Source organism: Nocardia higoensis NBRC 100133 (assembly GCF_000308595.1).
In the GTDB taxonomy this organism is placed as follows: domain Bacteria; phylum Actinomycetota; class Actinomycetes; order Mycobacteriales; family Mycobacteriaceae; genus Nocardia; species Nocardia higoensis.
Genome location: NZ_BAGA01000117.1, coordinates 1 through 11,811, shown reverse-complemented (window position 1 = coordinate 11,811; position 11,811 = coordinate 1). Strand labels below are relative to the sequence as shown.

Below are 11,811 nucleotides of genomic sequence, written 5' to 3'. Positions count from 1 at the left end.
GACCCCGGGGGACGAGGGAGGCGTCGGTCGACGAAAAAGGGTGGCATCGCGTGTGCGATGCCACCCTTCGGGGCGGAGATGTCCGGCTGTGCGGCGTCGGTCCGTCAGGCGGGCGCGGCCGCGGGTTCCGGGATGGGAACCAGGGCCGGATCCGGGACCGGCGCGATGGCGGGGTTCGGCGCCGGTGCGCCGTCGGGCGCGGGCAGTGGGGCGTCCGGCACGGAGAAGGTGCCGACGGTCGGCGTCATGACGCAGTGCGCGCCCGGGTAGCCGATGACGCCCCACATCGAGGCGATCACGGTGCCGGGGCCGCTCTCGACGGTGCGCGACAGCGTGGGCAGGCCCTCGGGGGTGCGGTCGTCGAGCGTGTCGATGCCGCTGCGGCCGTTGTTGACATTGACCCAGGCGACCACCAGGCCGGAGTTCAGCGGCATGCCGGTGTGGGCGGGGGTGGCGCTGAACCGCAGCCGGCCGGGCTCGGGCCGTTCGGCGTTCTCGGCGGTGCGGCCGTAGGTGGTCGCCGCGGCGATGATGGTGGTGATCGGGCCGTTGCTGCCGCAGCCGAAGGTGGGCGCGGCGTAGGCGAAGGGCGCCCACACGCCCGAGATGTCACGCAGCTGCGCCACGTCGACGAGCTTCGTGTACTGACCGAGCGCGCCGACGCCCGCCTGGGCGGCCTGGTCCTCGCCCGCGCGTTCGGTGAGCTCGGCGATGGCGTCGGCGACCGGCACCGTGTCGTCGGCGACTGCGGGAATGGCGGTCGCGGCCGCGCCCACGCCCAGCGTGAGAGCGGCGACGGCGGACAGTGCGATGGTTCTGCCGTTCACCGAATAACTCCTCGAACCTCTCGGGCGTGTACTAGGGCGTCAAGGTACCAGTTCGCGCCGGTGAACGCCGCGTGGACGGACCGTTGAGCGCCCGGAATGCGGCATCCGGCCCGCACCGTCACCGGTTCGGTGCGGTGTCGTGGCACACGGTGCGGAAAAGGTGTGGTCCACTCGACACAGGGGCACGGCCCGCGGGTAGGTTCTTATCGTACGTACGAGACACAACGGGAGTTGCGTATGAAAATATCCCTGTCCCCTGACGAGGTAGCCTTCCGCGACGAATTGCGGCAGTTCTACCGCACGCAGATCCCCGCGGATATTCGTGAGCGTGTCGAGCACGGCCGCGAGTTGTCTCGCGAGGACATCGTCACCACGCACAAGATCCTCAACGACAACGGGCTGGCCGTGCCGAACTGGCCGGTCGAATGGGGCGGCAAGGACTGGACCCCCATGCAGCGCCACATCTGGCTCGACGAGATGCAGCTGGCCTCGGTGCCCGAGCCGCTGACGTTCAATGCCACGATGATCGGCCCCGTCATCGCGCACTTCGGCTCGCAGGAACTCAAGGAACGCTTCCTGCCCGCGACCGCGGCGCTGGACATCTGGTGGTGCCAGGGCTTCTCCGAACCCGACGCCGGTTCGGATCTCGCCTCGCTGCGCACCACCGCGGTCCGCGACGGCGACTCCTACATCGTCAACGGCCAGAAGATCTGGACCACCTCGGCCCAGTACGCCGACTGGATCTTCTGCCTCGTGCGCACCGACCCGAACGCGCCGAAGAAGCAGGCGGGCATCTCGATGCTGCTCTTCGACGTCGAATCGCCCGGCGTGACCATCCGCCCGATCAAGACGATCGACGGCGGCCACGAGGTCAACGAGGTCTTCTTCGAGAACGTCCGGGTGCCCGCCGACCAGCTCGTCGGCGTCGAGAACCAGGGCTGGACCTACGCGAAGTTCCTGCTCGGCAACGAGCGCACCGGCATCACCGGGGTCGGCTCGACCAAGGTCAAGATCGCCGTCGCCAAGGAGCACGCGCGCGAGGTGAAGGCCGGTTCGGGCACCCTGCTCGATGATCCGGTGTTCGCCAGCCGGATCGCCGAACTGGAGAACGAACTGCTCGCGCTGGAGCTCACCCAGCTGCGGGTGGTCTCCAACTCCGCCGACGGCAAGCCGAACCCGGCCTCCTCGGTGCTCAAGCTGCGCGGTTCGGAACTGCAGCAGGCGGCCACCGAACTGCTGCTCGACATCGCGGGCCCCGACGCCATCCCGGTCGGCGCGGAGGGCATCGCCTCCCCGGACTGGGCCCAGCGCAGCGGCGGCAAGTACCTCAACTACCGCAAGACCACCATCTACGGAGGCTCGAACGAGGTGCAGCGCACCATCATCGCCTCCACGATCCTCGGATTGTGAGGACAGGGCATGGATTTCGAACTCACTGAAGAACAGGTCATGCTGCGCGACACCGTGCGTGACCTCCTCTCTCGCGCCTACGACTCCGAAACCCGCCTGAAGGTGACCGATACCGACCTGGGCTGGAGCCGTGACGTCTGGCGTCAGCTCGCCGAACTCGGCGTGCTCGGCCTCGGGTTCTCCGAAGAGGACGGCGGCGCGGGCGCGAGCCCCGTCGAGACCCTGGTGGTGCTCGAGGAGTTCGGCGTGCGGCTGGCCCCGGAACCGCTGCTGGACGCGGTGGTCGTGCCGGGCTCGCTGGTCGCGCGCCTGGGCACCGACGCGCAGCGCTCGGCGATCCTGCCCGCCGTCTCCGGCGGCGAACTGCTGCTGGCCTTCGCGCACTCCGAGCCCGGCGTGCGCTGGCCGTCGGAGGAACTGTCCACCCGGGCCGAGAGCGCGGGCGAGGGCTACACCCTGACCGGCGTGAAGAACCCGGTGCCGCACGGAGATTGCGCCGACCGACTCGTGGTGAGCGCGGTGCTGCCCGACGGCGGCCTCGGCCTGTTCCTGGTCGCGCCCGACGCCTCCGGCGTCACCCGGACCCCGTACCGCACCATCGACGGCCTGCGCGGCGCGCAGCTCGAATTCGCCTCCACCCCCGCCGAACTGCTCGGCGAGCCGGGCGTGGACACCGCCGCCGCGGTGCGGGAGGCGCTCGGTTACGCGCATGCGGGCCTGGCCGCCGAATCCGTCGGCGCGATGACCGAGTCGCTGCGGCTGACCTCGGAGTACCTGCGCACCCGCAAGCAGTTCGGCGTCACGCTGTCGAAGTTCCAGACACTGACCCAGCGTGCGGCCAACATGTACGTCTCGCTGGAGCTGGCGCGCAGCATGAACCTGTACCTGACCGCGGCGGTCGCCGACGGGGTGTTCGACCCGGTCGTCATCTCGCGGGTGCGCCTGCAGGTGGCCAAGGCGGCCAGGCACGTCGGCCAGGAGGCCATCCAGATGCACGGCGGCATCGGCATCACCGCCGAGTACCCGGTCTCCCACTACGTGGCCAGGCTCACCGCGATCGGGCGCACGCTCGGCGGCGAGCACGAGCACCTGGCCGTGCTGCGGGAGGCGACGCGCGGCTACGACCTGGTCGAGCTGTAGGAACGGTTACCGGGTTCGTCCCGGAGTGAGCGGCGGTGCGCCGGCGGCGCGCCGCCGCTTTTCGTTGCGGCTCGGGCTTGCTTCGCCCGGACCGATGCTTCGGCGCCCGGATCGGTATCTCGGCGCCCGGATCGGCATTTCGGCCCCGGATCGGTATTTCGGCCCCGGATCGGCGCGTCGGCACCCGGATCGGGCGATTTCGGGTCGCGGTCGACGATTTGCCGGGCTCGCCGAAGTTCGGCGGGCCGATCGCCCGGCGCCGTCGCGCCCGCCCGCGGGAGCCCGCCCGAATCGATCACTCCTGTCGGAGCTGGGGCACCGTCGGCGCGGGCGGCGATGTGCTCGTCGGCGCGGGAGCGGCCGGCTGATCATCCGGCTGTGCGGCGGGTGGCTGCGGGGCCGAGGGCGGCTGCGTGCCTCCGGACGGTGGAACGCTCTCGGCGAGGGCGACGCTGTGCGGCTCGGCGCCGATGCCCGCGGCGGGGGTGCGGGGATCGCCGGGCGCGGGATCCGATTCGGTGGCCGGATCGCCTGCGGTTGGCTCCTCGTCGTCTGCCGGCTCGTCGGCGCCGGAGCCCGGGCCGCTGTCGGTGGGCTCCTCGACCGGCTCGGGCGCGGTCGGCGTGCGCGAGAGGGTGCGCCTGGTCGTCGTCGGTTCGTCGGCGTCGCCGGACTCCTCGTCGCGCGGCTCGGTGCTGCGCGGCGCCGTAGTGCGTGGCGGGCGGGTGGTGGTGGGGCCGTCGTCGGGAGTCGTGGTCATCGTCCGGTAGCCGGCGGGCCTGCGCGGCGGCCCGTCCGGAGCCACCTGCCAACTCGGGGACGGCGGGATGACCACCGGCTCCGTCGTCGAACCGGAATCGTCGTCCTGAACGACCGCCACGGCGGCGGGCCTGCTGTCGAGCGGGGGCGGCGGCACGTAGGTGTCGTCACCGCCGATGCCGCAGGAGCCGATCACGATCAGGCCGAGGGATACCGCGCCGACCGCTATTCCCGGCCCCACGAGCTTGGTCCTGCTGCTCTCCATCGGGGCTACTCCTCGTGCGTCTGTCGAGGCTCACCTTAAACCAGGCTCCGGTCACCGGCGACGTGGGAGGTGTCGCACATCTCCCTGAACAGGCATTTTGAAATAGTGAAGGTTCACATCTCGAAATGATTTCATCGGCGTGTCGCGACGACGTGTCGTGGTCGAGGGGTGCCGGGTGGTCGTAGCGTGTGGTTGCGGTTACGCGTGAGACGCCAGGAGTCGAACGACGCGACGCGCTCGAATCCCCTGCGCGACAGCACTACCCGCACGGCGTCATCGAGGAGTTGATGATGGGAGCTTACTCGGCATCCCGGGTGTCCGCCGCAGATCAGGCCTCCGCGGACAAGGTCTTCGCAGATCAGGCGCCGATGCCGGCGCAGGAGCCCGTGATCCCGGTGCCGGCCGGATCCCGGACCCCCGCGAGATATGCGACGCCGATGAAATGGGCGGCGTGGTTGTTCTTCGCCGGCGGCCTGATCGCCGCGGTCCTCGGCATCGCCGGTCTGCACGTCGAGATCACCGTGGTCGGACTGATCCTGGCCTGCACCGCCGGGCTCGTCCTGCTCAAGATCCGCGCCGACGGCTCGCCCGCCGAGGAAACCGCCTGAACCAGCGGCCGGTGTCGCGGGTCCGGGCGGGAACCACCCCGCCCGCAACCGCGTGGTCGTTCAGTTCGCCCGGGCGACCGCGGCGGTCCAAGCGAACGGCGTCGACTCGGTCCGCACCCCCTGCGCGGTGCGGGAGCGGTTCGGCTCGTCGAGATCGGCGAGCAAGCCTTCGGACAGATCCACCAGGGTGGCCAGCGCGCCGGGCGTGAGCCAGTCCGGGCGAGTGGCGAACAGGATGTCCTCGCTGGAGGTGTTGCCGCTCGCGCCGGGCGCGAAGGGGCAGCCGCCCAGCCCGCCGAGCGAGCCGTCGACCATGCTCGCGCCCGCTTCGATCGCGGCGAGGGTATTGGCCACGCCCATGCCCCACGTGTCGTGACCGTGGAAGACGATCCGCCGCTGCGGCGAGGTGTCCCGGATCGCGGCGATCAGCGCGTGGACCTGACCGGGATGGGCCTGGCCGAGGGTGTCCGCGATCACCACGTCCACGGCGCCCTCGGTGCGCGGATCACAGGCGATCGAGACCACCCGTTCCGGATCGACATCGCCGTCGAACGGGCAGGTGAAGCTGGTGGCCAGGCACAGCTGGATGCGCCCGTCCACCGACTCGGCCAGCCGCACCGCCTCGGGCATGGCCGCGACGCTGGCCTCGGTGTCGCGGCCGATATTGGCGCGATTGTGCGCGTCGGACACCGAGAAGCAGTACTGGAAATTCCGCACGCCCGCGGCGGCCGCCTTCTCCACGTGCCTCGGCGTGGCCACCCACACCCAGCAGCGAGCCAGCTCCTCGGGGGTCAGCGCCTCGACCAGGGCCATGGTGTCGGCCATCGGCGGCACCAGGTCGGGGCGCGCCATCGAGCCGATCTCCAGTTCCGGAACGCCGAGGCCGAGCAGCGTGCGCACGATCTCGATCTTGCGCTCCAGCGGCAGGGGTTTGCCGGTGAGCTGGAGCCCGTCGCGCAGCGTCACATCTCGCAGGATGGCCCCGCGCAGCGCGGCCGACCGCGCGGCGGTGCCGCTGCCGCTGATCAGCATCGTGGCCGGTCCTCCCTGGCCTGCGGGGGCACGCACATCACGCCGCCCCACGGTTTCTGATTCGCCCCGGCGGGGTTCGGGTTGATCGTGGGCCTGGCGTGACCCGGCGCGCGCGACTCCCATCGGTTGCGGCCGACCGGTCGCCTGCCCTCTTCGCGCCTACGCCTCATGTGCCCTCGACACACAGTGGCCGATGACCACGGCCGCGGCATTGCCTGCCTCGCTACTCATGCTCACCAGTGTGAACCATCAGCCCGATCGGCGCGGGTGCAGCCCGATGCACGGCCGCGCTCAGCCGATGTGCTCTCGCAGGTACGCCAGGTCCTCGGCGACGCCTTCGGCGGGGGTCTCGAGCACCACCGGGGCGCCCGCGGTGCGGCACACCTCGGCCAGCAACTGCGGGTCGATGGTGCCGTCGGCGAAGTTGGCGTGCCGGTCGGCGCCGGAGTCGAAGGCGTCGCGCGAGGAGTTCAGGTGCACGAGATCGATGCGGCCGGTGATGGCCTTGATCCGGTCGACCACGCCGACCAGATCCTCGCCGCCCGCCCAGGCGTGGCAGGTGTCCAGGCAGAAGCCCGCGCCGTAGTCGCCGACCGCGTCCCACAGCCGGGAGATCATGTCGAAGTGCCGGGCCATGGCGTGGTTGCCGCCCGCGGTGTTCTCGATCAGGATCGGCACCGCGAAGCCGCCCTTGTCCTGCTGCCGCTCGAACAGCTTGCGCCAGTTGTCGATTCCGGCGTCGATCTCGGCGTCGGACCGGACGTGACCGCCGTGCACCACGAGCCCGAAGGCGCCCAGATCCGCGGCGGCCTTCGCCTGCTGGGCGACGGCGTTGCGGGAGGGCATGCGCAGCCGGTTGTTCGTGCTGGCCACGTTGATCTGGTACGAGGAATGCACCACGACGTCGATCGGGCTGGCCAGGATCTCCTCGGTACGCGGGTGCGGGACGGGTTTGTCCCAGCTCTGCGGGTCGACGACGAACATCTGGATGACCTCGGCGCCCAGTTTCTCGCCGAAGCCGATGGGATCGCTGTCGAGCCGGACGTGTGCTCCGATGCGCATGCCCACAGCCTAACGAGTGGTGCCGACATCCGGGCCGGCCCACCGATCCCGACGGAGCGGACGCGCGGACCGCCGGGATGACCGACAATGCGTAGGAACATCGGCCGGGAAAGATCGGCCGGGAAAGATCGGCCACTGTTGCACCCGCGGGCTCCGGCGAGATACATCGGTAGGAGCTCGGGCGATCGTGGTCTCGGTTCGAGGGTCCCGGGCGCCGGGGCCGTCGGGAACATCGGTTGGAACCAGGGGGTGAGGATCACTGTGTTGCAGATCGGCGAAACCTTCGCCGGCTACGAGATCAAACGTGTGCTGGGCAAGGGTGGCATGGGCACGGTGTATCTGGCCAAGCATCCGCGTCTGCCGCGCCTGACCGCGCTGAAGCTGCTGGCGCGCGAGCTCTACACCGATACCGAGATCAGGGGCCGGTTCGAGCGCGAAGCCGATCTGGTCGCCCAGCTGGACCATCCCAATATCGTCACCGTCTACGACCGCGGCGCCGAGGACGACCAGCTGTGGATCTCGATGCAGTTCATCTCCGGATCCGACGCCGCCAGTGTCGATGTGGACGTGCTCGCCCCGGCCCGCGCGGTGCAGATCATCGCCGAGGTCGGCGCCGCACTGGATTTCGCGCACGCCAACGGTGTGCTGCACCGCGACATCAAACCGGCCAACATCCTGCTGGCCAAAGCGCCCATCGGTCATCCGGAACGGGTGCTGCTCACCGATTTCGGCATCGCGGGCGTGCGTGATTCCGACACCACGCTGGCCTCCGGCGACACCATCACCGCCACCCTGGCCTACGCCGCCCCCGAACAGCTCGGCGGGCGCACCCTCGACCACCGCGCCGATCAGTACTCGCTGGGCTGCACCCTGTACTGGCTGCTGACCGGCTCGGCGCCCTTCCCGAACGGCAACCCGGCCAAGGTGATCCACGATCACCTCTACAGTCCGCCGCCGTCGGTGCGTGCCACCCGGCCCGCCCTGCCGCCTCAGCTCGACGCGGTGCTGGCCAGGGCGATGGCCAAGAATCCCGCCGACCGGTTCGACACCTGCACCGAGTTCGCCGCCGCCGCCAGGCAGGCGCTGGCGGTCGTGCGCCCGCCCACCGCCCCGCCGCAGCAGCACGCGCCCTACGGCGGGCCCGCCGGATACCCGACCGGCGCCGCCCCGGTGCACCAGGGCTACCCGCCTCGGTCCGGCCCCTCCGGATATCCGGTCGCCCCGCCCCCGGCGAGCGGGCCGTATCCCACGGCGCCGTACCCGGGCAATCCGTACCCCGGGAGTCCGTATCCGGTGGGGAACCCGGCCCATCCCGCGGCGAACGGTCCCTACCCGGCCGCGCCTCGCCCCGGCACGAACTCGCCGTACCCGGTGCAGGGACCGCGCCCGGGCACGAATCAGCCCTATCCCGCGTCGAATCCGGCGAATCCGTCCTACCCGTCGACATACGGGCCGTACCCGACCACGGGTGCCCAGCACCCTCCGGCCGGATACCCGAACAGGCCGGCCACCGGATACGCGACTCCGCACCACGGGCCGCCCACATCCGCAGGCCCGCAGAGCCATCCGGGATACCCGCACGCCACCGGCCATCCGGGACAGTCCGCGCAGCCGTGGGCGCAACAGCCCGCGCCCGGGCTGCCGCCGACCACCCCGTTCCCGGCAACGCCCGGCGCGGTGGACCTCTCGCGTTCGTATCACCGGAGCGCGCCCGATTCCGGTCCGGCGGTCCCGCCGCGTCCGGCGACCGCGCCGCTGTCCACACAGCCGCCTGCCACCGCCTCGTCCGCCGCCGACCGGCCCGCCTCGGGCCGGTCGCCGCGGTCGGGCGGACGCACCCCGCGTCCGATCGTGATCGCTCTGCCGGACCGGGTCCGGCGCGGTCGCCCCGCACCCGCGGGCAACGGTGGAGCGAGCGGCTCCGCGGACGGCGAAGGACGCCCTCCGCCCTGACGTTTCCACGGCGTTCGGCACATGCGCCGACTGCTATGGTTTCGATGATTTCTCATGCTTGACGCCTCCCGGTGGGTCCCGGTGCTGGCGGGAATTGGAGCAGACATGCTGGCCAGCGGTGAGGTCTTCGCCGGCTATGTCATCGAGCGGCAACTCGGCCGCGGTGGCATGGGATCGGTCTACCTGGCGAAACATCCGCGTCTGCCGAGGATGACAGCGCTCAAGCTGTTGAACCGGGAGATGTTCGACGACAAGGAGGTGCGGGCGCGATTCGAAAGGGAGGCGGATCTGGTCGCCCGGCTCGACCACCCCAATATCGTCACCGTCTACGACCGTGGTGTCGAAGACGAGCAGTTGTGGATCTCGATGCAGTACATCGACGGCGTCGATGCCGCCTCGGTGGATCCGAAGACGCTGCCGCCCGCGCGCGCGGTGCAGATCATCAAGGAGACCGCCGACGCGCTCGACTACGCGCACGGCATGGGCGTGCTGCACCGTGATGTGAAGCCGGCCAACATCCTGCTGGCGCGGTCGAGCGGCGGCCGCGGCGAACGCGTCTACCTGACCGACTTCGGTATCGCCCGCCTGCGCGACGACACCGGCCATCTCACCCAGACCGGCACCTTCACCGCCACCCTGGCCTACGCCTCACCCGAGCAGCTGACCGGCGCGAGCCTCGACGGCCGCAGCGACCAGTACTCGCTGGCATGCGCGCTGTTCTGGCTGTTCACCGGCAGCGGCCCGTTCGCGGCGACCAATCCGGCCCAGGTGATCCAAGGGCATCTGCAGAGCCCGCCGCCCGCGCTGAGCAGCGTGCGCCCCGGCCTGCCCCAGGTGCTCGACGCGGTGCTCGCCAAGGCGATGGCCAAGCGGCCGGAGGATCGTTTCGCCTCCTGCTCGGAGTTCGCCGCCGCCGCGCAGGCCGCGCTGAGCGGGCAGAGCTCGCCCGCGCTGCCGGTGACGCCCGTGCATCCGGGCACCGGTCCGCAGCATCCGATCTCCTCGGGCCCGCACCAGATGGTGAACCCGATGACGGGCGCGCAGCCGACCGGCGGTCCGATGACCGGTGCGCCCTACCAGCAGGTCGGACAGGGCCAGCTCACCGGAGCCACCCATGCGATGACCGGCGGCCCCGCGATGGGGTACCAGCCCGGTCATACGGCCACCGCCGCGATGACGCAGCAGGGCGGACAGGTTCCGCCGTACACCTCGCCGGGCACCTACGGCTTCACCGGGGGCGGGCGTCCGCCGACGCAGCCGGGCAAGCCGGCAGGCAAGTCCAACACCGGCCTGATCGTGGCTATCGCCGTCGGCGTGGTGGTGTTGCTCCTGGTGGGCCTCGGCATCGTCGGTGTGCTGGCCTCCGGTGAGGACGAGCCGCGCGCGGACGACCGGACGAGCACCACGGTCGCGCCGCCGCCGATCGTCGCCGACAGCGACGCCATCAGCCGCGAATTCCCCCGCATGGTGCCCGACAACGAGGACGGCGACGTCGGCTACAACGGCGCGACCTGCGGTTCCTACACCTCGGCCAGTCCGTCGATCCCGACCGACGGCACCCCGGACTTCGGCAACTGGGTCCACCAGTGGGACTGCTTCGGCGGCGGCGGCAACGACGACCCGTTCTTCACCATCTACGCCTACGCGACGCCGCAGGACGCGCAGGCGGCGCTGGCCAATCTGCCCTCCGACGCGGTGCAGTCGTCCGACACCAACGGTGGCCGGACCTACACCAACTACAAGTTCGAGAACAGCGGCCCGAAGATGGTCACCGTCTTCACCGGTGATCCGGACCGCGCGCAGTTCCTGATGTACACCGACGGCATCGTCGGTAGCATCGACGAGGTGTTGCGCTGGTGGCGTTCGGCCCCGCTGAACTGACCGTGCTCGAACGCGGAGCGGTTTTCGCCGGGTACACCGTCGAGCGGCTGCTCGGCCGGGGTGGCATGGGAGCGGTATATCTGGCCCGCCATCCCCGGCTCCCCCGGTGGACGGCGTTGAAGCTGTTGAACCGGGAGATGTTCCACAACGCGGAGATCCGCGCGCGGTTCGAGCGGGAGGCCGAGCTGGTCGCCCGGCTCGACCACCCGAATATCGTCGGGGTGTACGACCGCGGTGTCGAGGGCGAGCAGCTGTGGATCTCCATGCGCTTCATCGACGGCGTGGACGCGGCGTCGATCGACCTCGCCGCGCTGCCGCCGTGGCGGGCGGGGCGGATCGTCGGCGAGACGGCCAAGGCGCTGGATTTCGCCCACGCGCGCGGGGTTCTGCATCGAGATGTGAAGCCCGCCAACATTCTGCTCGAGCCCGGCGAAGCCGGTGCGGACGAACGGGTGTACCTCACCGATTTCGGCATCGCCCGGCCGCGCGAGGAATCCGCCGGGCTCACCCGGACCGGCACCTTCACCGCCACCCTGGCCTTCGCCGCACCCGAGCAGCTCTCCGGTGCGCGGCTGGACCATCGCAGCGATCAGTACTCGCTGGCCTGCACGTTGTTCCGATTGCTCACCGGCACGCTCCCGTTCCCCGCCGACAACCCGGTGGCGATCATCGCCGGCCACCTGCACGACCCGCCGCCGTCCGCGTCCCGGCGGCGTTCCGGCGTGCCCGCGGCCCTCGACGGGGTGCTCGCCCGGGCCATGGCGAAGCAACCGGGGGACCGCTTCGACAGCTGCGTCGAGTTCGCCGAGGCGGCCCGGCGCGCGCTCACCGCGCCGGTGCCGAACCGTTCGGCCGCGCCCGCTGCGCATTCGCC

General features: G+C 70.9%; 10 protein-coding genes. 6 read left to right on the top strand and 4 right to left on the bottom strand.

Annotation, left to right across the window (positions count from 1 at the left end; genetic code table 11):
- Window positions 1–104: 104 nt before the first annotated feature.
- On the bottom strand, window positions 105–827 hold the full coding sequence (locus ON26_RS21415) for a hypothetical protein (protein ID WP_051027323.1): 723 nt from the start codon (window positions 825–827) through the stop codon (window positions 105–107).
- 237 nt (window positions 828–1,064) lie between these two features.
- On the opposite strand from ON26_RS21415, the gene ON26_RS21410 reads away from it, so the two are divergent.
- Both ON26_RS21410 and ON26_RS21405 read left to right on the top strand, forming a co-directional pair.
- Entirely contained in the window at window positions 1,065–2,237 is a 1,173-nt protein-coding gene (locus tag ON26_RS21410; RefSeq protein WP_040798015.1) for an acyl-CoA dehydrogenase family protein, read from the top strand.
- 9 nt (window positions 2,238–2,246) lie between these two features.
- Window positions 2,247–3,377: an acyl-CoA dehydrogenase family protein gene (locus tag ON26_RS21405; protein ID WP_040798014.1), complete on the top strand. Its 1,131-nt coding sequence runs from the start codon at window positions 2,247–2,249 to the stop codon at window positions 3,375–3,377.
- Window positions 3,378–3,672: 295 nt separating this feature from the next.
- On the opposite strand, the gene ON26_RS21400 is transcribed toward ON26_RS21405, so the two are convergent.
- Window positions 3,673–4,401 carry a hypothetical protein gene (locus tag ON26_RS21400; RefSeq protein ID WP_040798013.1) on the bottom strand — a complete coding sequence of 243 codons (729 nt, stop codon included), beginning with the start codon at window positions 4,399–4,401 and terminating at the stop codon, window positions 3,673–3,675.
- Between the two features lie 437 nt (window positions 4,402–4,838).
- Between ON26_RS21400 and ON26_RS33930 the strand changes: the two genes are divergently transcribed.
- Complete coding sequence (locus tag ON26_RS33930) at window positions 4,839–5,009, top strand: hypothetical protein (protein WP_169333757.1); 171 nt, start codon at window positions 4,839–4,841, stop codon at window positions 5,007–5,009.
- 60 nt (window positions 5,010–5,069) lie between these two features.
- On the opposite strand, the gene ON26_RS21390 is transcribed toward ON26_RS33930, so the two are convergent.
- The gene (locus tag ON26_RS21390; RefSeq protein WP_051027322.1) at window positions 5,070–6,041 is read right to left on the bottom strand and encodes a hydroxymethylglutaryl-CoA lyase-like TIM-barrel protein; all 972 of its coding nucleotides are present in this window, start codon (window positions 6,039–6,041) and stop codon (window positions 5,070–5,072) included.
- A 291-nt stretch (window positions 6,042–6,332) separates the two neighbouring features.
- Entirely contained in the window at window positions 6,333–7,103 is a 771-nt protein-coding gene (locus tag ON26_RS21385) for a deoxyribonuclease IV (protein WP_040798037.1), read from the bottom strand.
- Between the two features lie 249 nt (window positions 7,104–7,352).
- Here ON26_RS21385 and ON26_RS32500 point away from each other — a divergent pair, with 249 nt between their 5' ends.
- The 3 genes from ON26_RS32500 to ON26_RS21370 all read left to right on the top strand — a co-directional run.
- Window positions 7,353–9,056, top strand: coding sequence for a serine/threonine-protein kinase (locus ON26_RS32500; protein ID WP_306307250.1), 1,704 nt, complete (start codon window positions 7,353–7,355; stop codon window positions 9,054–9,056).
- Window positions 9,057–9,161: 105 nt separating this feature from the next.
- Window positions 9,162–10,937, top strand: coding sequence for a serine/threonine-protein kinase (locus ON26_RS21375; protein WP_040798011.1), 1,776 nt, complete (start codon window positions 9,162–9,164; stop codon window positions 10,935–10,937).
- Window positions 10,938–10,939: 2 nt separating this feature from the next.
- A partial coding sequence (locus ON26_RS21370) for a serine/threonine-protein kinase (protein WP_040798035.1) occupies window positions 10,940–11,811 on the top strand: 872 nt, incomplete at its 3' end.

What these genes read in the sequence shown, in the direction of transcription:
- ON26_RS21410 (WP_040798015.1), top strand. Translation starts at nt 1,065, where the DNA reads ATGAAAATATCCCTGTCCCCTGACGAGGTAGCCTTCCGCGACGAATTG.
- ON26_RS21405 (WP_040798014.1), top strand. Translation starts at nt 2,247, where the DNA reads ATGGATTTCGAACTCACTGAAGAACAGGTCATGCTGCGCGACACCGTG.
- ON26_RS21400 (WP_040798013.1), bottom strand. Translation starts at nt 4,401, where the DNA reads ATGGAGAGCAGCAGGACCAAGCTCGTGGGGCCGGGAATAGCGGTCGGC.
- ON26_RS33930 (WP_169333757.1), top strand. Translation starts at nt 4,839, where the DNA reads ATGAAATGGGCGGCGTGGTTGTTCTTCGCCGGCGGCCTGATCGCCGCG.
- ON26_RS21390 (WP_051027322.1), bottom strand. Translation starts at nt 6,041, where the DNA reads ATGCTGATCAGCGGCAGCGGCACCGCCGCGCGGTCGGCCGCGCTGCGC.
- ON26_RS21385 (WP_040798037.1), bottom strand. Translation starts at nt 7,103, where the DNA reads ATGCGCATCGGAGCACACGTCCGGCTCGACAGCGATCCCATCGGCTTC.
- ON26_RS21375 (WP_040798011.1), top strand. Translation starts at nt 9,162, where the DNA reads ATGCTGGCCAGCGGTGAGGTCTTCGCCGGCTATGTCATCGAGCGGCAA.